The sequence below is a fragment of the Billgrantia tianxiuensis genome, assembly GCF_009834345.1.
GTDB classification, from domain to species: domain Bacteria; phylum Pseudomonadota; class Gammaproteobacteria; order Pseudomonadales; family Halomonadaceae; genus Halomonas; species Halomonas tianxiuensis.
The window spans coordinates 796,666-819,213 of record NZ_CP035042.1 but is presented as its reverse complement, the minus strand read 5'-3'; the positions used below and the strand labels follow the sequence as shown (position 1 = coordinate 819,213).

The window sequence follows — 22,548 nt, the reverse complement described above, 5'->3', positions numbered from 1 at the left end:
GTTCCTCTGGGTGATGATCGATGCAACGCAGAAATCACTAATCGGCTGTCTGCGGTGTCATTGAGTGTCCATCACCAGGTGGGAACAGGGCTTGCCAACGCCTGCGTAAAACTTGCCCGATCCTGTCGGATCGATGTTATCGCTTCGCACAACAGGCTAGGTTCGAACAGTCATCAAAAGGTAGGCATGAGTGGCTGAGAGGAGGTCATTCACGGTGGCGGATGTACTCGAGGAAGGCACGCATGGCCGCGCTGATATGCCGCCGGCTCGGATAATAGAGGTACCAACTCGGCAGTTGCTTTTTCCAATCGCTGAGCACTTCAACTACGCGGCCCTGTTCGAGTTCATCGCGGACATAATCCTCGAACAGATGCGCGATGCCCGCCCCGCGATCGCGGCCTGGAGCTCGTGATGCGCTGAACTCAACGTCAACCGGCCCTGGGGGCTGATTTCGACTTCCTCGCCGTCCTTCTCGAATGACCACGTTTCCATGGTTCCGCCGGGGAAACGGCGGCGAATACAGTCATGCTGCAGGAGATCGCTCGGTGAGCCGGGCCGACCGCGCTGTCTAATATAATCGGGAGAGGCCACGATGGCATATCGCAAGGCGGGGCCCAGGGGCATGGCGATCATGTCCTGGGCGAGTTGATTGCCAAAGCGCACGCCGGCATCGAACCCCTGCTCCACGATATCGATGATCGCCGCATCACTGACGATCTCGACGTTGACGTCGGGATAGATCTTCATGAAGTCAAAGGCCAGCGGACACAGCACGTGGTCGGCGGCTGGCCCCGGTGCATTGATCCGCACGGTGCCGGAGGGGCGCTCTCGAAGCTGATTGAGATCGTCGATCGCCGTTCTGATGTCGTGAAGGGCAGGACCCAGCCGCTCGAGCAGCCGCTCGCCCGCCTCCGTCGGCGCGACGCTACGTGTCGTCCGGTTCAGCAGCCGGATGCCCAGCGCTTCCTCGAGCGCACTGATCGATTGACTGATGGCCGACGACGACACGCCCCTGCCAAGCGCGGCGGCCCTGAAGCCGCCGCAGCGCACGACATCCTCGAAGATCTCCAAGCTGTCCAGGCGTAGCGGTCGCATTGCAAAGTCCTGCTTATCAAGCTGATCCGTTTTCGTTAGCTTATCCGCACGCTCATTCTGCGTCATCCTGAGAAAGCATGTCATCACTACCGATATCACCGGCCTTGGCCACCGCTATAGCCAACATGACTTCTTCAAACAACGATCAGGACGGGATGGCAAACATGAGCGGAATCACATTGAATCGCAGGAAGATCATTCTGACAGCGGCGTCGGCAGTGGCGGGGCTAATCTTGCCGCCCGGCGGCATGGCCCTTGCGCAGGCCGCTTCCACCGCTTCGCCCGCGACACAGGGCGGCGCAAGCGGGAATGTCGGCTACTACCGCTTTCGCGTCGGCGACATCGCCGCCACCGTGTTGAGCGACGGGCTGATCGGCGGCCCGCCGCAGATTTATGCCAGCACCGCGCCGGAGGCCGAGCTGGAGGAGGTTCTGAGGCAAGCCTTCCTGCCGACCGACCACCTGGCGCTGAATCTCAACACTCTTCTTATCGAAACGAATGGCCGGAGAATCCTGCTCGAAGCCGGCGCCGGGCAGACCATGGGGCCACAGGGCGGACGCCTCTTCGACAACCTTGCCGCCATTGGCTTACGCCCCGAGGACATCGACGTCGTCGTGGTCTCGCACACGCACCCGGACCATGTCGGCAACCTTCGAACGGCCGACGGTGGCCGGGCTTTTCCGCGGGCGACCGTCTTTGCGCCGCGTGCCGACTGGGACTTCTTCATTCGTAGCGACCCGGATCTCTCCTACATGCCGGTGCCGGAGGACTTCCGTCGCCATTTCGCCACGGCCATCCGGCAAAGCCTCGAGCCAGTCATGGGCGAGGTCGAACTGTACGAAGCCGGCACGGAGATCGTCCCCGGCCTAACCACGCTTCCGGCACTGGGCCACACTCCCGGCATGGCCAACTTCCTGGTCCACTCCGGGAACGATCAGCTACTGCTGACGGCCGATCTTGCCTATCACCCCATCGTCAATATCGATCACGCCTGGCTGCCCGGGCCCGATCGCGACAAGGAGACGGCGCTCGCCTCCCGCCGCCGCATCTTCGATATGGCGGCGGCAGACCGACTCCCCGTGCTCGGCTTTCATTTTCCCTTCCCAGGCCTTGGCTACATGCTCAAGACGGACAGCGGCTATGCTTGGGTTCCGGCCAACTGGCAGTTCTGATCCGGTGCCGTTCGCAAAACTGAACTGACGTTTCGCCATGCTACGCTCCAACGAAAATGCAGGAGGGAACCTATGGATGCGCTCAAACAGGCCGTTCGGGCTTATACCCGCCGCCACGCCAACAGCAGAGGCATGGCGTTAACCCCGGTGCCGGGCTTACGCATGATGTGTCTCGAAGCGCCCACCGGCGACCTGCACACGGTTTACAAGCCGCTGGTATGCCTGGTGCTGCAGGGCGCGAAGCGCTTGATCGTGGGAAAGGAGGAGCGTGTTCTCTCTGCCGGGCAATCTGCGATGGTAAGCGCCGACATGCCGGTCATCGGGAGGGTCGTGCAAGCGAGCCGCAGCGAGCCCTACCTGGCGATTGCGGTCGAGCTGGACATGGCGATCCTGCGTGAACTCACCGCCCACCTCGGTAGCCCCCGCCCGCAGCGCTCATCCGAGATGCCCACGCTGTTCGCCGTAGACACCGAAGCCGCGCTGCTCGACTGTGCATCACGACTGATGCAACTGTTGGACCGCCCCGAAGCGGCGCCGCTGCTGAGCCCGGGCATCATGCGGGAGCTGCACTACTGGCTGCTGTCGGGACCTCACAGCACCGTCTTGCGCACACTGGCGGATCCGGACAGCCACGCCGGCCGCCTTGCCGCCGCCATTGCGATCCTCAGGGCCGAGTACCGCTCGCGCATGTCCGTGGGACGACTGGCGGCGGAAGCCGGCATGAGCCTCACCTCGTTTCACAAGCACTTCAAGCACATGACCACGCTGACACCAGGGCAGTACCACAAGCGGCTGCGCCTGGTCGAAGCACGCCGGCTGATGCTCGACGAAGGTTTCTCGGCCAGCAATGCCGCCTTCGAGGTGGGCTACGAAAGCGTATCGCAGTTCACGCGGGAATACGGCCGCCTGTTCCAGGCACCGCCGAAGCGCGACGCGCTGCGCCTGCGGGGCAAGACGTCGATCCTCATCGAAGAGGATGCGAAGGCCAGACATCCAATGTCGCGTCCTTCGCGTGCGAGCGGGGCCAACCAGGCGTAGAGACTCCTCCACCGAGTCGGCCGCACGCCCGCGGTTGTCACCGCCTAGTCACTCAAGACGTTTTGCTCGCTCCCAACTGCTCGAGCGGCCGTTCCGCAGCCGGGGTCGAAGACGCCGGGTTCTGGCCGGTAATCAGCAGATCGTCGCTGACCACATACGCCGCCCAGTCATCGCCACGAGAGAAATTGCCGCCCTTGGCCTTGAGTTCGTCTTCGACCAGGAACGGCACCACCTCGGTGAGTTCGACAGCCGCTTCTTCGGTGTTGGTGAAGCCGGTGACTTTCTTGCCTTCCACCAGCGGGCGGCCATCGGGCTGCTTGACGTGACGCAATACGCCCGGCGCATGGCAGACCAGCGCCACCGGCTTGCGCGCGGCGAGGAAGGATTCGATCAGCGCGATCGAGTGCTTGTCCTCGGCCAGATCCCAGAGCGGGCCGTGGCCGCCCGGATAGAACACCGTATCGAAGTCGGCTTGATTCACGCTATCCAGGCGCACGGTCGCCGCCAGCTGCGCCATTGCCTGCGCGTCGGCTTCGAAGCGGCGGGTGTCGTCGGTCTGGAAATCCGGCTCGTTGCTCTTGGGATCGAGCGGCGGTTGGCCTCCCTTGGGCGAAGCCAATACGATCTCGGCACCGGCATCCTTGAAGACGTAGTAAGGAGCGGCCAACTCCTCGAGCCAGAAGCCGGTCTTGCGGCCGGTGTTGCCGAGCTGGTCGTGCGAGGTCAGAACCATCAGAACTTTCATACTGTTTCTCCAAGTCGAGAGCAAAAAAACCAATTAGACCGGTCGTCTAGAAAGTGAACATAAAAATGCACTTCCAGAGAAGTGCGGCTGCCTCTTCCCTTCCGGTCAGCGGGGAAGATGCAGTATCTGCCGAGTGGCGCGCATGGCCATCTCGAAAGGCTGGTCATTGCGGACGACTTTCACCATCACGCTAGCCCCTAGCCACAAATGGTAAAGGCTCTGTGCCGCGGCATCAGGCGTGTCATCGACGGACAACGAGCCTTCCGCCACGCCAGCTTCGATAGCACGTGCCAGGCGATCGATGATACCGGCCGTTCCACGCTTGAGCGCCAGGCGCATGGTTTCCGACAGGTCGGCAACTTCCGCGCCCAGCTTCACCGTCAGACACTTGCCCTGACAGTCCAGGGAGGACTGCGTCTCCTGCCAGTTTTGCCAGTAGCCCATCAGCCGCTGGGCCATATTCAGGCCCGGCGCGCTCAACGTGGCATCCAAGTCGGCCAGATAGTCCTCAAAGTAACTTTCGAGCAGAGCTTCCCCGAAGGCATCCTTCGAGCCGAAGTAGTGATAGAACGATCCCTTCGGGACACCTGAGGCGGTCAGGATTTCGTTGATACCAACAGCGGAAAACCCCTTGCCGGCCATGATTCGCTGGCCATTGGCAAGAATGCTCTCGCGGACATCGTTGGTTTCGGTAGTGGAAGTGGTCATGGGGCAACCATACCTCCAATTAGACCAGTCGTCTAGTCTCATTCTATATCGAAGCGCGACGCGCTGCGCATACGTGTCACTCGAGTGCGCGCAAGCCGGCCAAGGTCGCCGATGTCCCTGATAGCCCTGCCGTCGGCGTCGGCTCACCAGCGTGATAGCGCCCAGTCACGAGGCCAGCGCCTCGAAGCGCTGAATCTCCTCCGCAGGCAAACGACGGGTCTCGCAAGCGACGTTGGCCTGCATACTGACCCGGGCCACCTCGCGCAGGGTCTCATCGACAGTCTTGTGCTGGTGGATATGGAACCACTCCAGCACCTCGGCCAGGTGCCACAGTGCGGCGCGCCCCTCATGCAATGGCAACGGAAAGGTCGCCAGGTGAGACTGCAGCAGCTTGCGCATATTCTGGCGGCTAAACGCGAACAGCTCCGCGATATCCGTCACTCCTACCAGGTCGGGGCCGGCTTCGATCAGACGCGCCTCTGGTATGGCACGCTTCACATCCGCCATGGCGCTGGTGATCGCCTCATGGGCCGTGGCCGCTTCACGTGAAAACTCCAGAGCCAGACGGCCTTTCTGCCCCAGCCCGACCAGCGCATCGTCACAGCCCGCCTCAAAGAGACGGGTTTCCAACGCCTCCATATCGAGCACGTCAGGAATGGCGAACTTCAGAGTAAAATCATAGTGAGTCATGGTTTGTCGTCCTCCTTGGAGGATGGGCCACCCGTACAGTTGTCAACGACACGACGCAGCTGCCTGGCATGGCTGGCCGGATTCTTCGGCGTGCTCCACACGCTCACGATACAGAACTCGCCACAGCGGCAATCCGCGTCGTTATAGGGGCAGTACAGCCGCCCCCAGGCATGTCCAGTGGCCGGTTCAACCCGCCAGCCGTGAGCTTCGGCATACGTCAAGGCTGCCTCGACTTCCTTCTTGCTATGGCGTGAACGTGTCATCCAACCTCCTAACGGCAGCATAGGGGCACTCGCAAGGTTGTCAATTGACAACCTTGCGTCGTATCATTCTGAGAGAATTGAGGGGATGCCCTGACCAAACCATGCCCCCGGCAGCCTGATTACGAGACCATGGCTTCACCACTAATCAACCGACGCCGCAATAAGCCGGATGGCGACCCGGCGCTGTCCTTGCCAAAGACCTCGGGATGGCCGAAGACGACGAAGGCGTCCTTGGCACGGGAAACCGCTACGTTGAGCATGTTATGGCCACGATCGTAGAACTTGCCGACGGCACAGTCATTGAGCCCGTAGACGCTGGAGAACAACACCAGTCGACGCTCGTCGCCCTGCAAGCTATGCACCGTCCCCACTGTGAGCCCTTCAAGCCCAAAATGTTTGAGTTCATGGCGGATCAGCGTAGCTTGCTTGCTGAAAGGCGTAATGATACCAACGGTTTTCTGCAGCACCTCGGCATCCTTGCACATCAGCAACTTGTCGTCCTGGCGGCGTGCATAATCGAGAAGAGTCTGGCGCTCGACACTCAGCCACTCCGCGATCTGCCGCGCCTGACCCGGATTGCCCCGACTTCCTCCGTAGGACTGCGATGGCGTTGTGCTCGGCACCAGTGTCAGCATGCCCCAAGGCACTGTTTCTTGGGGTTGACCACGTAACGGCTCAAGCACGCCTTGGTAAACGAGCGCATTGCAGTAAGCGACGATGTCGTCGAAGCAGCGTCGGTGCTCTGTGAGATACAGCCCGCGCTGTAGCTGGGGAAACTGGTGGTAGAGGCACTGGCGCTGCGCGATTCGCATTAGGTTGCCATTGCTGGCAAGTAGGCCGCTTTCGAGCCAGAACTCGGCGTAATGCGCTTCATCCTCGAACAGGCCATAAAGGTGCAGATTAGCGCGGTCCACGCTGGCGGGCAGACTCCACACCGGCTCGATCTGATCGGTATCGCCCACCACCAGCGCCCGCTTGGCCAAGGCAAAACTCGCCGCCGACACATCGGGCAGCGCCTGCCCTGCCTCGTCGACGATCAGTAGATCGATCTCACCAAACAAGGGAATGTCCTGCCAAACGTCATCTTGATATTCCCCTGCCATAAAGGTCGACGGCGTCATATAGAACGTCGAAACGAAACAGGGTGTCAGCTTGGCGAAGCGCCGCAACTTGCGTATCGCTTTATAGGGAGACTTCTTGTCGCTGTCATTGCGACGCAAGAAGTCGTCCATTTCCAGCAGCCATCTCGCTTCCCAGTAGTGAGTCGCCAGCTTGAAGGCTTGGAAGCGCCATACCCGGTCATTGATCTCCTCGACCTGCGACACGGGCGATGTAGCGAACAACTTGTCGGGACGGTGCTGGTCGATCCAGCTCTCCAAGGCATTCAGGGTTTCGCGGTATCGGGTCTCCAAAGCTTGGTAATCGGCCAGCGTTTGCAAGCATTTCGCCAGCGATGCCCGATGTGCCTCGATGCGCTCGCGAAACCAGGACTCAACGGCCTCGTCGCTATGATCTTCGACGGTAAGTTCCCAGCGATTGAGCCGTCTTGCCGTCTTACGCTGTTCTTCTCGGCGCAATCTCGAGCCGATAAAAGGCATCAGCGAGCCCAGGCGTATCCAGAGCGAGCGCGCCTCCCATAGGGCATAAAGTTCATCAAGCCATTCCCGCCAGGTTGCGATTCGGGCTTCTTCCTCCGCCTGCCGCTGGATGAGCACCTCAATGGCGTTACACAGCGCCTCGATATCCCCATGCGTCTCGGCGACTTGACTGTCGACGGCCTGCCATCGCTCACGGCGTTCTATGCCCTCGGCGATTCGGCGCTGACAGCACTGCATCGCCTGGTGCAGCACCTGCTTGACCGCCTCGACATCATGGGCGGGCTTGCCCTGCCACGCACCGGCCAGGGTCAGGAAGTGTTCACGCGCCGTCTCGACGAACTCACGGCTCTGCCACTGCGACATGGGGCCTTCACCCCGCGGCCCCAGATAGCGATAGGCATTCTTGTCATTAGCCTTGCCGCTCGAACAACAGTAGAGGCCGTAACTATCGACCTCCGGCAGCCAGCGGCCCGCCAGCCGACTATCGAGGCCAGCCTCATCGATCCGGGCGAAACTCTCCAGAATGTTGGTGACGGCCTGATTATTGTTTGAGGACGCCACGATCAAGGGTGGCTCGGATTCTGCGAGCGCCGCCTGCGTCCACAGGTTGGCGACCACCGAACGCAACAGTGTGGTCTTGCCAGTGCCAGGAGGCCCATTGACGGCCAGTATCTCTCCCTCACCCTGCAGCAGCACATGGTGCAAGGCGTTGCGCTGCTTGGGCGAGAGCGGAAACTCCCCAGTCATCTGGGCCAAGTGACGCGATGCCAGCGTGGTGTCGCTTCCTCGTTCCTGGTTGGCCATCAGGGCTGGCGACGTCGCATTCACGTAGCGCCTGTAAAGCGCGGGTGGCGAATCCAGCTCTGCCAGTGAATCCAGTACCGTCAGCATTTTTTGCTTTGCCCCAACCACAGGCGGGTTTTCCACCTGCAGGAGGCTGAGGCTGGTGCAGGCATAGTCATCGTGAATATCAATGTCGAATAGCGATGTTTCCGTCTGGTCATCATCCAGCATTGCTTGATCGACGCCTGCCAGCCAGCACAGCAGCCGCGTGCAATAAGCGACCAACGCCTGCCACGTATCAACGCCCGCAAATGGAAACTGAGTCATGAACGCATCGACGGCGACCAGATCGGCGATGGGCGTCGCCGCTCCCTGATTCGGGCTCAGCCATTCGCGAGGAACCCAAGGCGCCTTATCCGCCGGCCGAAGGCTGCCGTCACGATGCAGGCGCACGAAGACCACCAGGGGAAGCAAGACGTTACGCTTACGATTATCCCTTGCGCCCCCCTCCGCACGGATTAAATCAACGCGCGGCAACAGCGTCAGCTCGACTTCGTTGAGCATCTTGCCAACTTTTCGCTGATGCCTCGCCACGATTCGTTCCGCCAGAGACGGCGAAATCTCGCCCAGTGCCCAGGTTTCACGCGGCAAGGCGACAAAGGCATCCTCCGGCTCGGCCGGCCGGTCCGGATTGGTGAAAGGCAGCACATCCTTGTCGGCTGGACACAGACGTTCCGTATCGATCAGCGACTGTCGGAAGTAGCGGGTAATACGTTGCAAGGCATCCATTGAAGCCGACGTTCCCTGATTTGATGAGGCAACGCTAAAATAACATAGCCCACCGTGGGCGACACCGAACCGATCGTATGGCCAGCCACATGATTCACGACAAAGGCCTCTCCCAATGTAAGAAATCGCCGAAATTCTTGTAAGCCATATCTCAACTCCCAACTCATCCATGACCCGCCGCTCTAGGCGAACAATAATGAACTTCAACATGGAGAATGACCGAGGGATTGGGATGAGCTCACCGAAGACTGGCAGGGTCGTATTCGTCACCCTGCTGCTTACCGCCTGTTCACCAGCCAGCGGCGAGCCGCCGGCGCACTATCTGGAGCGCGCCGGCGCCGCGCTGATGGAAGCCAGTGGCGATACGCAGCGGCTCGAAAACGCGTTGGCGATCTACGACGAGGGGCTGGAGCACTACCCCGATAACACCGAACTGCGCAGTCACCGCGCCAACCTGCTTGCCGGCCTGGGCCGCTACGAGGAAGCCAAGCGCGACCTGGATGAACTTCACGAAGGGGGGTTGCACAGGGGAGGCATGCTGCTGCGCTGCATGGTGCACGAGCGTCTGGAAGGAGCCACGGACGATGCCCTGGCGTGCTATGCGGAGGTGGAAGCCGCCTACGTGATGGCCGGCGAGCCGGATGACCGCCCGAAGGCCAACCACATCCTGGCAGCCCGTCTGGCCGGCTCACCCGAGGCCGAAGCGCTACTGCTGGCATGGCAGGCCAGCGACACCCCGGTGGAAGACCCGATACTGGCGGAAATTCTCGAGATGGAGCGGGAGGAGTTGATCAGGAAGCTGCTGCCCTGAGGCTTGCTGTTCGGCCAGCCCGTGATCCACGCGCATCGCCACCGCCCGCTACAGCGATACCCCTGCAAATGCTGCCTGGCGGCATCGATAAAGGCGCGCACGTTCGGGTGGTCCCGGCGGCCGCTCTGGAACAGCAGTGAAATGGGCAGCGCGGGGGCGGTATCGTCAGTCAGGAGAGTCTCGAGCCGCCCCGCCCCGACATCCTCGGCGATCTGATAAGAGAGCGTGCGCATCACGCCGAGCCCGGCGACCGCAGCGGCAATGGCGGCGTCCACGTGGTTGACCGACAGCCTGGCGGGACGCCCAGAACGGCGCACATCGTCGAGGCCCAGCCCACGATACGACACGGCCTCATCCTCAATCAGAATCAGATCATGCTCGCGCAGATCGGCCAGCGAGGCCGGCCTGCCCCGCGCAGCGAGATAGGCCGGGCTCGCGCTCAACACCCGCCGCACCTGGCCGATTCTCAACATGTGCAGCGAGCTGTCCGGCAGCTCGGCGATGCGCACGGCAACGTCGATGCCCTCCTCCACCAGGCGCACCACCCGATCCAGCAGCAGCAGCCGGACCTGCAGCTCGGGATACTGCCGCAGCAACTCGACCACCACCGGCAGCACGTGCAGCCGACCGAACATGACCGGTGCCGTTACCGTCAGGGTGCCACGCGGCGCAGAGTGATTGCCGCTCACGCTGTCGAACGCCCCATCGATCTCGGCCAGCCCCGCCCGGCACCGCTCCAGGAACAGCGCGCCCTCCTCGGTCAGCCGAACGCTGCGCGTGGTGCGCCTCAACAGCTGAACCCCAAGGCTTGCCTCCAGCGCCGCGATGGTCCGCGTCACGGTGGTGGGCGACAGGTTCAGCCGCCGTCCCGCCTCGGCAAAGCTCGACTGCTCCGCGACGCAGATGAAGGTTCTCAGCGTTCGCAGCCTGTCCATCGCGCCTCCTCGCCCTCGCCCTCGCCCTCGCCCTCGCCCTCGCCAGCCCGCCACCCAGCATTATCGTCAAAAACCGCAATGATGAAGTGCGATTTTGACGGATTCTCTCACTCATGAGCGAGAGACAGAATGCAAAAGACACAAGAACCCCGAGGACAATCCCCATGAAGCTCTACCATTTCCCACTCTCAGGCCACGCGCATCGCGCCGCGCTGTTCCTCTCCCTCGCCGGAGTCGAGCATGAGCTGATCGAGGTCGATCTCGCGGCCGGTGCCCACAAGCAGCCGGAATTCCTCGCCCTCAACGCCTTCGGTGAAGTGCCGGTGCTCGACGACGGCGGCACCGTCATTGCGGACTCGCTGGCGATTCTCGTCTATGTGGCCAGGAAAGTCGGCCCCTCCCACTGGCTGCCGACCGACCCCGCCGACGAGGCGCGGGTGCAGCGGTGGCTCTCGGTAGCGGCCGGCAAGATCGCCTATGGCGCCTGCGCCGCCCGGCTGATCACCGTATTCGGCGCGCCCTTTCGGGCCGAAGAGGTGATCGGGCGCGCCCACGCCACGCTCGCCGTCATGGAGAGGACGCTGGAAGGCCAGCGCTGGATTGCCGGTACGGCCCAGCCCACCATCGCCGACGTCGCGCTCTACAGCTACGTCGAACGCGCCCCCGAAGGCAACGTGGATCTCTCCGGCTACCCCAGCGTGCGGGCCTGGCTGCGCCAGATAGAAAGCCTGCCCGGCTTCGTTCCCTTCCAGCGCACCCGCGCCGGGCTCGAAGCCTGACCCATCCCTTTTCATCAGGAGCCATCGCCATGCGTTTCGACACCCTACGCCTCGACCATATCGGCATTCGCGTCACCGATCTCGCCATCGCCGAAGCCTTCTACGCCAAGCTGGGCTTCCTGCGCGACCCCGAAGAGTACGCCCCCGAGGCCAAGGCCTGCGGGCTCGTGCACCCCACCGGCCTGCGCATCCACCTGATCTACAACGGCGTGCCCGCCGAAGTGGGCAACGTACTGCTGGACGCCCCGATCAAACGGCCCGGCTACACCCACGCCGCCTTTATCGTCGAGAGCATGGACGAACTGGTGGCCTGGCTGGCACGCGAGGAGATCGAGATTACCGAAGGGCCGGTCACCATGGGCCACGGGCGCCGCAGCGTCTGCTTCATCCGCGACCCCGACCGCAACGTGCTGGAGTTCAACGAGATCCTGGCGCACTAGAAAACCAGCAAGCCATGATGTGCTCCATGGGCCACGGATGGCCCCGTATCTCCTGCCCAGCCTGAGCTATCGGGATGTTGGGCAGTGAACTAAGAGGCTGAGCCCGATAAAGTGAGCACCATAATCGCCAATAGGTCCTGGCTGGCCGGCCCAACGTTTTGGAGATGCAATGATTGCCAAGAAAGAACGCGGCAAGATGGAGCGACGGCTTAGCGCTGCACTGACCCACGCCTGTGAGCAGGCCAAGCCCCTGCTGCCCGGCTTCTGCTGGCTGACCCACGAGGTCGATTACCAGCGCTTTCCCGAAAGCCTGGTAGTGACCTGGGTGTTCGACACCCACCCCAACCTGGCGAATGCGCTCAAGGGCGATGCCCGGCGTTACATCGCCGACCTCACCGCCGAGGCACTGGCCGAGGCCGGTCTCGATGTCGGCGACGCCTCGCGGCACCTCGATTTCGACAGTGAAGAAGCCTGTGAACGAGAGCACGGCGGCGACTGGCAGCGCAGGCTACGCACCAAGCCAACGAGGCATTGAATGGCAAAGAAGATCGAAAGCCCGTGCGTCTCGATATGCCAACTGAGAGGCGATCTCTGCATCGGCTGCGGACGCACGATTGAAGAGATACGCCACTGGAAAGCCATGAAGCGGCCGGAGAAGATGAAAACGGTGAAGCGCGCCGATGAGCGCTTGAAGAAACTCCAGTAGCATCCAGCGCATCGACCCGCTCAGCCAGCATTGACTGCATTGATGCTAGAGAGTAAAGCACATCACACCGCGCCTGGCGGTACCGGCCACTCAGCGATTCTCAGCGTCATCCCGCTTGCCGTTCTTGAATGCCGATGAGGCCGACGACGTGACATTGTTGATCAGCTGCGGCACGAAACGCTCCGAGAAACCCGCCACGAATGACCAGAATAGCAACTTGGCCAGGTCCGGTCCGGATCTGAGGTATGTTTCCCGAAAGATGCTACGCATGAATTCGTCACCTGATTGCTTTGCCTCCTGAAGCGGGAAGCGAAACCGGGGAAAAAGATCGCCGGAGACGATGCCGGAGAGGAACACCAGGTAGAGCACCAGTGCGAAGACGCCGCCGAAGATCGGCACCAGCAGGATCTGAAACCATGAGGCATCCAGCAGCACGAGCTCTTCATCGGTGACATTGTTCAGACGCTGCTGAATACTGACGAAACCGCCAATGATACCGCACAGGAGAACCGCCCAAGCAATCATAAATCGGCGTTCACCGGAAAAGCTCAATGCAAAGATGCCGCCCAGCACGATAACCGCGATGGCAGTCATCGCGATCAGACGCTTGGTGATTGAATGGATATGCCGGATGCGCTCCATGATGTGGCCTCTGCCCCTGATCACCCGGCGGCCCCTACTCCACGGCAACCCCACGAGCATGATCTTCAACCTGCATGGCGGCCTCCATTCCTCATATTAACGATAGTCGATATCATCGCGCCCACCATCTAGGCGGCGTGCTCTCTCCCAACGGCCTTTCAACTTAGGTAATGTAGCCTTTCAAACGACAAGCATCGCATTAGCTGGAGCGCGACAATGCAGCGCCTATCAATGGGAGACGCCCAAGGCCAAGAGATATCTGGCATCCTGATGGGGAATGTTAAATGCAGGCCGTTACCCAAATGAACGACATGATCGAACGGGCGGCGCTGTTCAGCAGGGCCGCCCATCAGGCCGTGGGGCAGCGGCGCAAGTACACCGGCGAGCCCTACTGGCAGCATCCGGCGACTGTCGCAGAGATGGTGGCGGCCGTGGAGGCGGCGACAGTGGAGATGATCGCCGCCGCCCACCTGCACGACGTACTCGAAGATACCGCCGTGACGGCGCTGGACATCGAGGAGTGCTTCGGCCAGCGCGTCGCCACCCTGGTTCAGGAACTGACGGATCAATTCATCGACCCGGAAATCGGCAACCGCGCACACCGCAAGGCGCTGGAGCGCGACAGGCTGGCTCAGGTCTCCCCGGAGGCGCAGACCATCAAGTACGCCGACCTGATCGACAACACCATCAGCATCGTCGCGCGAGACCGCGGCTTCGCCCGGGTCTACCTGGCCGAGAAGCGCCGGCTGCTGGAAGTGATGACAGCAGGAGACCAGGCGCTGAGGCGTCAGGCATGGAGCGTATTGACGGAAGGCGAAGCGAAGATTCGCGGCATTGCGCGATGAACAACGCAGCCGCCCGGGCCCCATCGCTACCGTTCACGAAAGACTGGCAAGAGCGACCGTACAAAAGTTACAGAGCGGTAATTTTCCCGCGAACCGAGCCTTGATCACCATGGGAGATTACCGAGCGGTAATTTTCCCGTTGCGAGCCGCCGGAATCAGCACCCGTCCCACCCGCCTTGATCAGAGCCTAGCCAGATCATGCCAGACCATGGCGGCCCTCAGTGCAGCACCTACACTATCGGTAATGGCACAAGCAGGCCTAACAGCCAGCCACAAACAAAAATCCCATTCATCCCCATGACCACGGGCAAATATTCTGCCATTACATTCAAATATGGTGTCTTTATCTTAATTTTCAGCAGGTAGCCGATTTTCTGGGAAGTACTGATAAACTCCGCGCAATGACAGGCTCTGCCCCAGCGGAGCTTCCATATTCGATCGGCAGGGAGTCCTTCATGGCCCGCAAAATCATCGTCCTTGGTGCCGGCATGGTCGGCGTATCCGTAGCCTGGCATCTGGTGCGTCGCGGTCATGACGTCACGCTGGTGGACCGCCGCGAACCGGGCCTCGAGACCTCCTTCGGCAATGCCGGCATCATCCAGCGCGAGGCGGTGCGCCCCTACGCCTTCCCCCGCGATATCGCCACCCTGCTGCGGGTGGTGCCCAACCGCCAGGTGGACATCCGCTACCGCCCCACCGGCATGCTGAGCGCCGCGGGCCCGCTGCTGGACTACTGGCTGAACTCGAGCGGTAAGCGCTACGAGCGCATCGTGACCGAGTGGGCATCGCTGATCATGCGCTGCCAGGATGCCCACGCGCCGATGATCGAAGCCGCCGGCGCCGAGGCGCTGGTACGCAAGGGCGGCTGGCTGGAGCTTTACCGCACCCAAAAGGAGTTGGAGGAGCGCCAGAAAGAAGCCCAGGAAAACCACGAGCGCTTCGGGGTCGAGTATGAAGCGCTGGACGCCGAGGCGCTCTACGCCAAGGAGCCGCATCTGGCCAAGGGGCTGGTCGGGGCGATCCACTGGACGCAGCCCTGGATGGTCTCAGACCCGGGCGGCCTGGTGCAGGCCTACGCCCGCAGCTTTGCCGCACAGGGCGGCCACATAAAGCAGGCCAGCGTCGAGGACGTGCTCCAGGTCGAGGGCGGCTGGCGAGTCAATACCAGCGAAGGCCCCATGGAGGCAGAGCAGGTAGTAGTGGCGCTGGGCCCCTGGGCCGGAGAACTGCTGGGCAGGCTGGGCATAAAAGTGCCGCTGTTCGTGAAGCGCGGCTACCACATGCACTACTCCGCCGAAGGGGATGCCAAGCTCAACCACTGGGTGATGGATGCCGAGAAAGGCTTCCTGCTCGAACCGATGCGTGCCGGCATTCGCCTGACCACCGGCGCCGAGCTGGCCGACCTGGAATCGCCGCCCCAGTACAAGCAGCTGGCCGCCGCCGAGAAGGTGGCACGCAAGCTGTTCCCGCTGGGCAAGCGTCGTGACAGCCAGCCCTGGAAAGGCGCCCGCCCCTGCCTGCCCGACATGAAGCCGGTGATCGGCCCTGCCCCAACAAGGAAGGGCTGTGGCTCGCCTTCGGCCACGGCCATCAGGGCTTCACCCTGGGCCCTGCCACCGGCGAACTGCTCGCCCAGATGATGGATGGCGAAGAGCCCGCGGTGGATATGGCCCCGTTCCGGGTCGACCGCTTCTGAAGGTGAGGCCATAACGAAAGCGGGCGCCCTTGAGGCGCCCGTTTTGTGATGGCTTCCCACGTCTCCCCTGCCCCTTGGTCACTCCCATTCGCCACAGCGAAGAGTTAGGCCAGTTGGTACGCCAACTACGCGCCGAGCAAGGCCAGTTGCGCTCAAGTAGTCCCACAGCCGCGCATCCGGCGCCCCTCAAGGCCGCCGCATGGCGGCGACCAGGGCGCTTGCCCCGATCAGGCTGCAGGCACCGGTACGGTGCAAGATACGGCGCAGCCGTGCGCTCAACATTCGGCCACCGCTGGTCGCCAGGAAGGTGAAGGCAAGGTCGCTGAGTACGCCGATGATCAGGAAGGTCGAGAACAGGATCGCCAACTGCGGCAACAAGGGCTGGCTGGGTGCCACGAACTGAGGCATGAAGGCCATGAAAAAGGCCAGGCTCTTGGGGTTCAGCGCAGTGACGAGAAACGCCTTGGCAGTGCCGAGCCGAATATCCGTGCCCGTGGTCTGCAGATCGCCCAACTGGCCGGCTTCGCGCCACATCTTGATGCCCAGGTACAGCAAATAGGCCGCCCCGAGCCACTTCAATACCTGGAACAGCTCGGCGGAAGCCATCAAGAGCGCGCCGACCCCGGCGAACGATAGGGTCATGGCGAGCAGGTCACCCAGGAAGAAGCCGGGAAGCATGGCCAGGGCCGCCCGTCGCCCACGGTTGACCCCAGTGGCGACCAGCGGGGCCACGGCCGGGCCGGGGGATGCGATGATCAACAGCGAGGCCAGGCAGAAGGAGAGCCAGAGTTCCAGAGGCATAAGGTGTTCCTCGCATGAGGATAGCGATAACGTTCAGCACACTTAATAAAGCATCCATGCCGCCCACCTGAAAAGCAACACGGCCAGCCACCTCGATTTAGAGGAATCGGCGCCGCGAATGAGTTACCGAGCGCGAGCGCCCCAGAAGATTTGCGGTCCGATTGTTCGTTTGCCTGCAAGGAACTCTGGACGGCGATTAGCGGTCGCGAGTCTAGGACATGTTTCAAGTCCCGGAGGCACAGATGTCGGCCTATTCGTATGCAATCCTCGAAGCGCCTTCCACACTGGGTCTGGCGACCGAAGGAGTGGAGCGCTTACCCGAGCAGCTCCTCGAACTCGGACTCGCGGATCGGATTAATGCACGCCATGCCGGGCGGCTGGCGGTGCCACCCAGGCAACCGATACGCGATACGGAGACGGGAGTCCTCAATGCCGAGGCGATCGCAAGTTGGTCGCCCAAGCTTGCCGATGCGATGGAGACGCTGCTTGACGCGGGCGAGTTTCCCGTCGTCCTTGGCGGCGACTGCACAATCCTGCTGGGCTCGATGCTCGCCCTAAAACGGCGTGGCCGCTACGGTTTGCTCTTTATCGACGGCAACGCTGACTTTTTTCAGCCCGAGGCCGAACCCAATGGTGAGGGCGCTTCAATGGATCTTGCCTTCGCGACCGGGCATGGACCGACGCTCCTTACCGACATCGAAGGCCGCGGTCCACTGGTGCGATTGGAGGACGTCGTCGCGCTCGCGTACCGCGATCACAAGGATCAGGAAGAGTTCGGAAGCCAACCGCTGCCCAAAGAGCTTAAGGCGCTCGACCTTCCCGTCGTGCGCGAAATGGGAATCGAGGCCGCGACACGTGAAGCGGTCGACCACTTGCTGCGCCCGGAACTCGATGGCTTCTTCATCCACCTGGACGCCGACTGCCTTGACGACGCCATCATGCCAGCCGTTGATTTTCGTGTCCCCGGCGGGCTGTCGTGGGGCGAGTTGGAGATGGCGCTGCGGATCGCCATGGGAAGCGGCAAGGCGGTCGGTCTCGAGGTCACCATCTACAATCCACGTCTCGACGAGGATGGCAGCGCTGGGCACGGCCTCTCCGAAGTGCTGACCGCAGCGCTCGAACATGCAGCGCGATGACGCCCCTTCAGCAGCAGCTGAGCCATTGCCACAAGCTGCCTGGCTCACTCCCGCTCGACCCTCGCTGGCAGCTACCCTTTTCCAGCGGCTCAGCCAGCGGGTGTGCAGCCTTGCCTGCCCGATATGAAGCCGGTGATCGGCCCGCCCCCGACAAAGCGGGGCTGTGGCTCGCCCAGATGATGAAGGGTGAAGAGTCCGCGGTGGATATGGCACCGTTCCGCGTCGATCGCTTCTGATGAGACCTCTACGCCATTACGAAAACGGGCGCCCTTGTGGCGCCCGCGGGCACTAAAGCTGAGGTGTGACGGTATTTGCCTGATAGTCGGCTGCTGAAAGCAAAGCAGTCATAGTGCTACCCGGGGTTATAGAACGAGTGTCTGACGCTCGGTTGTAACATCATGGGGGAAACAACTATGACCATCGAAGAAAAGGTAGCACGTCGCAAGATAGCGTTGAGTCGCCGGAGATAAAAGCAAACAGCCATAATCACCAATCGACCCTGGAAGCTTGATAATTACATGGGCGGCCCTGACAGCAGCCGCAACATGAACAGCAAGACCCCTATACCGTCTTCAAGATAGGACTCCTTAGAGCGACGAATAAAGCAACTCTGAAAAGCGCTGATAAGCTGTTTAGCTATATGGAGCCCACAATGGCATGTGTCAGGCGAATACCAGACACTGTACACACATACAAATTATCATAATAGCTCCGCCTGCCTGCTCAGACTATTTTTTAACCCCTGCTGAACCAAATGTCTATACAGAAGCCCAGCACCAGAACTTCCGGGCAAATAAACTTCGCTGTTTAATTCTTCATCAGGAATATCAATTCTAGAAAAAATTTCTAAGAACTCGCTCTTTTCAACTACTCTTGGGCTATCGACCAATTCCAGATAAGCATCCTTCAGGAAGCGAATTAATGCGTTGTATCCAGTTGTTCTTGAAAGTATCATTCCTTGCTCTTCACTATTCCAAGCTACTGGCCATTTTTGCCGGACCGCTTCAAAATAATTAGATACAATAAGGAGTATAGAAAGAAAATCTTCTTCTCTATAAAAATTTACAAATATTCTATCTCGCCAACTCTCCCTCGGTTCACGACGCCCACCAAATCCAAGTATGCTTTTACTTCTTTCTTTTTCTTGGTTTTTTGGCAGATGCCTAAGCAATCCATTTACTACAGTTGCTTGCGCAAGCGTCTCTCCACTAACGCCAGGGGTACGTTTTCCGAGTCTTTTTATACGATGATAAAAAGGTCCATCAATTTTTTCTTCGCCACTTGTCTCCAAAACATCATTGTTTAATGCAACCACAATGTCATGAGCCACTTTGTATGGGCTTTTTTCTTTTGCATAATCCAACAAATCGTACATCAAAGACTTGTTGACTTTTGTTTGGGCAAGGTTCACACGCGAAAAAATTTCAGCTTGGTCCGCTATATCTGCACCGACAAAAATGGAAACATTTACCTCAAAAGGTCCCTTTTTATGATCTCTATCGATCAGCCCAGCCAATCTATGTTGGCCATCTATGACAAAAGCCGTCTCGCTCAAGGGGATAGGGAGACTGTCTTCATCCCCCTCATAGCCACTTATTTCCATATTAAAAAGACCATCACACCCTCCTATTCCTTTTACTTCAACACATCTTTCATCAATAGCTAGTATCACAGAAGTTGGAAAGGTTGCATAATCAAGATTAACGTATTCTTTAAGGGCACTTAATCGCCCAGGAGAAAGCTCTCTCTGAATACCATCTATCTCGCCTGGATTCCCTTCGGAAAACTCACGTATATCAACCGTAGCTATTTCCAGCAAGTCGCGACTATCTATTGCACCAATATAAAATTCGCCAATAGGTTGATCGACCTTAAGGACCTTAAGCACTTTCATTTCGACCACCTTCTTTTAACATTTCATGCTTTCTTTTCAATAAAACATTTGCACGCTCATCAGGGTTCGTTCTTTCAACACCACTATTTGCTTTCACCGAGAGAATCAACCATAAAAACAGCAACACTCCATATGCAATAAAACCGAACCAAACTACCTGCGGATATAAGCCCTGTGTAAATCCTTGACTTTTTGATAGCGCATAACCACAAGCACTCGCTAGCATCAGTGCGGATATCCAAGCCAGAAATATCAATCCCCGATTAAGAGCACGACTATTAACAACTGCTAAAGCAGCTATTGCTCCACAAAGCCCAAGAATAGGTAACGCCAACTCACCCGAAGTCCAATATGACCAAAAATTGTTGCCGACTGTGGATCGACTTAAGTCGCCATCTCCACCTGTCAGTGGAACTGAAAGAAGCGCGATAGGCCCGAAAGTAAAAACTACAGCAAAAAAAACTTCAGCGACAGACCGCCAAATCGCATGCTCTTGGATTTTCCTTATAAAACTCCTTCCCGACATCACCCCCCCTATTTCCAAAGTAAAATAAGGCCTCACTAGTATTCCTTCGAGAAGTCGCTTTTCCAGATATAACAGAAGCCCTACCTACTGATACACAGCTAGACATGTCAGAGTATAGCTGATGTACACTATCGTGATCAGCATTCGTTAATATAACTTTAGCTCCATTTTCCAATGCTTCAGCTATCGAGCATTTGAGCCTAAGCTGATCCTCCCAGCTAAATATATTCTGGTTATATTTCACAAAGCCATTAACATTATGCGCAGTTGTATAAGGAGGATCAACGAAAACAAGATCGCCTTCACGAGCCTTGGCGATAGTTTCTGAAAAATCACAAGACAGTATCTCAGCACCTTGCAAGATGCTGCTTATTTCTTTAAAGTCTTCATCTTCAAAAATCACCTTATCTTTTGTCCCTATGGGAACATTAAACTCACCTCTTAAATTCTCTCTGTACAACCCATTCCAACAGGTTCTATTTAGGTAAAGAAACTGCGCAGCCCTTTTATGAAGAGCCCTTCTCTTTCTAGATCGCTCTTGGTAATAATACTCTTTCGAGTGAAGCCTCTGCATACGCCGAAGCTCCCCCTCTACTTTCTTCCAGTCATCACGAATAGCCTGATAAGCCTCAATCAGACGAAAATTTATGTCGGACAATATTGCTGAATTAGGGCGGAGATGAAAAAAAATCGCACCACCTCCTAGAAAAGGCTCAATATACCTACCAGTAAAAGCTGGCATTTCAAAAACTGGGTTCGAGATCAACCACCTTTTCCCTCCAGCCCATTTAATAAATGGCTTCACTTTCCCTCCAAATATGCTGCAGTATTTTTCTTTTGCACTGTTACTCACAACGAACTTGCAGTATATGACAAAAAACTGGTGCGCATAAACAGTTTACGGGATTGAAAGCAAAAAAGGGCCTACCCTTTGATAGCCCCTTGATCCCGGTCAGCCTAGCGATATCATGCGTGCTGCCCAGGCGCGCTTCACTCCCCCTCCATCGTCGCGGGGGCTTGCTGCTGACGTGGCACGCACGTTACTCCCGCTGAGCAAGCGCCGCAACGGCCAGCCCTGGAAAGGCGCGCGGCCCCGTATGCCCGACATGAAGCCAGTGATCAGCCCGGCCCCAGCCGTTTTCTAAGCAAAAAATTTAAATCTCAGCAAATACTTTAAGAATAGCCGCTGAAGGGTAGCTTGATAAAGAAGCAACGCCGTTGGCAAGCTCTATCGGAACCAGAGCGCATTCATAACGATGGCTGAGTATCGGTGGCAAAGATGCAAGTATCTTGCTAAGACTTATAAACACTTCGGACGTATGGGTGTCAGTGTATTTTCCGGTAGGGACAGATAAAACAAGATGATGGTATTCATCGTACTTCACGAATATTTTATTTCCGTAATTTGTACGCGAACCATAGGGCTCTGACCGCTCTGGGCGATGCTGAATTTCCTTCCGAATATACTCATTGGAGGGAGCAAAAAATGTGTTGACTGGTGCGTTCCGGGCAATGATCTCGAGATGATCGAAAAAAGCTCCTGTCTTCTCCTGACCAACAACATGGACTGCGATATTTTTATGTTTTGCAAATTCAAAGAAGTTTCTTAACGGAATGACTAGCTTCGAATACTGGCCCTTGAGAAACAAAGGCCCATCTTTAATAAATAAGGCATTGCCAAGAACACTATATTTTTCTGCTTCCCAAAAAAATCTTATCCCAGTAAACAATAATAAGGTTTCATGGATGAGCATATACGCGGTAGCCACCGAGTCAGGAGCTGCGTCGTCACTCATTTCCAAGTGAAATCCGATCATGTCAGTAAGATACAAATGTCCGCCGCAGTGTTCACAAGCTCCTTCATCTTGGTCGAAGGGCAGACCACACACTTCCATTTCACAGTGTGGACAGCCGAAGCTTGGAGAAGACTTACTCTGACCGCTCCACTTTTCATATGCCAGCCACTTTAATGTTTTGTACGGCTCGGCGTTCAGTGACCGATCCTGCATTGAATCGAAGATAATCTTACGTACAGCATCATAATTGCTCAGCCCTTTAATATTTACCCCTTTAAGCGGCAGAACAGTAGCATGGTACATCCCGGAATCGGACATTATGTCTCGCAGCGCCATTGGGTGTGGCGCAAGCGGATCAAGTTTTTCAATGGCGTGCTGGTCTAGTCTTAGCAGTGCAGTCTTTATGAACGAGAGCTCTTTATATGGAGGAAAGTCAGAACGGATAGTCTGCTTTGATCCATCCACGGCAAAAATCAACCGCAGCGGAATTTCACCATCGGGGATAGCCTCCCAATTTGCTGGCGACTCAATCTTCGCTGGCTCCTGATCTTCAAATTTTTGGATCAGTTCATTAACAAGTTCACTATTTACAACATCTAAATGACCGAGCTTACTAGCCCTTTCCCCAGAAAGGCGCTTTCCCATTTGATATGGCATAAC

Annotated in this window: 20 protein-coding genes and 4 pseudogenes; 11 read left to right on the top strand and 13 right to left on the bottom strand. The window is 58.3% G+C overall.

The features are described 5' to 3' along the window. Positions 1-205: 205 nt before the first annotated feature. A pseudogene (locus tag EKK97_RS03765) lies at positions 206-1,095 on the bottom strand (LysR family transcriptional regulator). 77 nt (positions 1,096-1,172) lie between these two features. Here EKK97_RS03765 and EKK97_RS03760 point away from each other — a divergent pair. Continuing rightward, positions 1,173-2,267, top strand: coding sequence for an MBL fold metallo-hydrolase (locus EKK97_RS03760; protein ID WP_234286580.1), 1,095 nt, complete (start codon positions 1,173-1,175; stop codon positions 2,265-2,267). 72 nt (positions 2,268-2,339) lie between these two features. Then, a complete protein-coding gene (locus EKK97_RS03755; RefSeq protein ID WP_159549244.1) occupies positions 2,340-3,305 on the top strand; it encodes an AraC family transcriptional regulator in 966 nt (321 codons plus the stop codon). 52 nt (positions 3,306-3,357) lie between these two features. Here EKK97_RS03755 and EKK97_RS03750 read toward each other — a convergent pair whose 3' ends face one another. The 5 genes from EKK97_RS03750 to EKK97_RS03730 form a co-directional block, all read right to left on the bottom strand. Further along, entirely contained in the window at positions 3,358-4,050 is a 693-nt protein-coding gene (locus EKK97_RS03750) for a type 1 glutamine amidotransferase domain-containing protein (protein WP_159549241.1), read from the bottom strand. 105 nt (positions 4,051-4,155) lie between these two features. Beyond that, a complete protein-coding gene (locus EKK97_RS03745) occupies positions 4,156-4,758 on the bottom strand; it encodes a TetR/AcrR family transcriptional regulator (protein WP_159549238.1) in 603 nt (200 codons plus the stop codon). A gap of 165 nt (positions 4,759-4,923) precedes the next feature. Beyond that, positions 4,924-5,448, bottom strand: coding sequence for a helix-turn-helix transcriptional regulator (locus EKK97_RS03740; protein ID WP_159549235.1), 525 nt, complete (start codon positions 5,446-5,448; stop codon positions 4,924-4,926). Next, positions 5,445-5,711, bottom strand: a complete 267-nt coding sequence (locus EKK97_RS03735) for a hypothetical protein (RefSeq protein WP_159549232.1) — start codon at positions 5,709-5,711, stop codon at positions 5,445-5,447. Before EKK97_RS03735 ends, EKK97_RS03740 begins: the two co-directional genes overlap by 4 nt. Positions 5,712-5,830: 119 nt before the next feature. Further along, a complete protein-coding gene (locus tag EKK97_RS03730; protein ID WP_159549229.1) occupies positions 5,831-8,881 on the bottom strand; it encodes an AAA domain-containing protein in 3,051 nt (1,016 codons plus the stop codon). 169 nt (positions 8,882-9,050) lie between these two features. On the opposite strand from EKK97_RS03730, the pseudogene EKK97_RS25605 reads away from it, so the two are divergent. Beyond that, positions 9,051-9,371, top strand: a pseudogene (locus EKK97_RS25605) (tetratricopeptide repeat protein); the annotation flags it as partial. Positions 9,372-9,499: 128 nt separating this feature from the next. Here EKK97_RS25605 and EKK97_RS03720 read toward each other — a convergent pair. After that, complete coding sequence (locus tag EKK97_RS03720; protein ID WP_340162919.1) at positions 9,500-10,627, bottom strand: LysR family transcriptional regulator; 1,128 nt, start codon at positions 10,625-10,627, stop codon at positions 9,500-9,502. A gap of 164 nt (positions 10,628-10,791) precedes the next feature. Between EKK97_RS03720 and EKK97_RS03715 the strand changes: the two genes are divergently transcribed. The 4 genes from EKK97_RS03715 to EKK97_RS03700 all read left to right on the top strand — a co-directional run bounded on the left by EKK97_RS03715 (position 10,792) and on the right by EKK97_RS03700 (position 12,552). Further along, positions 10,792-11,406: a glutathione S-transferase family protein gene (locus tag EKK97_RS03715; protein ID WP_159549223.1), complete on the top strand. Its 615-nt coding sequence runs from the start codon at positions 10,792-10,794 to the stop codon at positions 11,404-11,406. A 29-nt stretch (positions 11,407-11,435) separates the two neighbouring features. Further along, positions 11,436-11,846, top strand: coding sequence for a VOC family protein (locus tag EKK97_RS03710; RefSeq protein WP_159549220.1), 411 nt, complete (start codon positions 11,436-11,438; stop codon positions 11,844-11,846). Positions 11,847-12,015: 169 nt separating this feature from the next. Then, a complete protein-coding gene (locus EKK97_RS03705) occupies positions 12,016-12,381 on the top strand; it encodes a hypothetical protein (protein ID WP_103969449.1) in 366 nt (121 codons plus the stop codon). Beyond that, entirely contained in the window at positions 12,382-12,552 is a 171-nt protein-coding gene (locus EKK97_RS03700) for a DUF1289 domain-containing protein (RefSeq protein WP_159549217.1), read from the top strand. A 90-nt stretch (positions 12,553-12,642) separates the two neighbouring features. Here EKK97_RS03700 and EKK97_RS03695 read toward each other — a convergent pair whose 3' ends face one another. Beyond that, entirely contained in the window at positions 12,643-13,194 is a 552-nt protein-coding gene (locus tag EKK97_RS03695) for a hypothetical protein (RefSeq protein ID WP_159549214.1), read from the bottom strand. Between the two features lie 284 nt (positions 13,195-13,478). On the opposite strand from EKK97_RS03695, the gene EKK97_RS03690 reads away from it, so the two are divergent. Together EKK97_RS03690 and EKK97_RS03685 are read left to right on the top strand one after the other, a co-directional pair. Continuing rightward, a complete protein-coding gene (locus tag EKK97_RS03690) occupies positions 13,479-14,039 on the top strand; it encodes an HD domain-containing protein (RefSeq protein ID WP_234286578.1) in 561 nt (186 codons plus the stop codon). Between the two features lie 455 nt (positions 14,040-14,494). Continuing rightward, a pseudogene (locus tag EKK97_RS03685) lies at positions 14,495-15,735 on the top strand (NAD(P)/FAD-dependent oxidoreductase). 186 nt (positions 15,736-15,921) lie between these two features. Here the strand turns inward: EKK97_RS03685 and EKK97_RS03680 are convergent. Beyond that, positions 15,922-16,536: a LysE family translocator gene (locus EKK97_RS03680; protein WP_159549211.1), complete on the bottom strand. Its 615-nt coding sequence runs from the start codon at positions 16,534-16,536 to the stop codon at positions 15,922-15,924. A gap of 242 nt (positions 16,537-16,778) precedes the next feature. Between EKK97_RS03680 and EKK97_RS03675 the strand changes: the two genes are divergently transcribed. Then, on the top strand, positions 16,779-17,672 hold the full coding sequence (locus EKK97_RS03675; RefSeq protein WP_159549208.1) for an arginase family protein: 894 nt from the start codon (positions 16,779-16,781) through the stop codon (positions 17,670-17,672). Between the two features lie 99 nt (positions 17,673-17,771). Then, positions 17,772-17,908, top strand: a pseudogene (locus EKK97_RS03670) (amino acid dehydrogenase); the annotation flags it as partial. A gap of 464 nt (positions 17,909-18,372) precedes the next feature. Here EKK97_RS03670 and EKK97_RS03665 read toward each other — a convergent pair. The 4 genes from EKK97_RS03665 to EKK97_RS03650 form a co-directional block, all read right to left on the bottom strand. Then, positions 18,373-19,566, bottom strand: coding sequence for a DGQHR domain-containing protein (locus EKK97_RS03665; protein ID WP_159549205.1), 1,194 nt, complete (start codon positions 19,564-19,566; stop codon positions 18,373-18,375). Further along, positions 19,553-20,092, bottom strand: coding sequence for a hypothetical protein (locus tag EKK97_RS03660; protein WP_159549202.1), 540 nt, complete (start codon positions 20,090-20,092; stop codon positions 19,553-19,555). The genes EKK97_RS03665 and EKK97_RS03660 overlap by 14 nt, the downstream gene beginning before the upstream one ends. Continuing rightward, positions 20,031-20,945 (bottom strand): DNA adenine methylase, encoded by a 915-nt coding sequence (locus EKK97_RS03655; RefSeq protein WP_236551366.1) that lies wholly within the window; start codon positions 20,943-20,945, stop codon positions 20,031-20,033. The genes EKK97_RS03660 and EKK97_RS03655 overlap by 62 nt, the downstream gene beginning before the upstream one ends. A 301-nt stretch (positions 20,946-21,246) precedes the next feature. Continuing rightward, positions 21,247-22,545 (bottom strand): hypothetical protein, encoded by a 1,299-nt coding sequence (locus EKK97_RS03650; RefSeq protein ID WP_159549199.1) that lies wholly within the window; start codon positions 22,543-22,545, stop codon positions 21,247-21,249. Positions 22,546-22,548 lie beyond the last annotated feature (3 nt).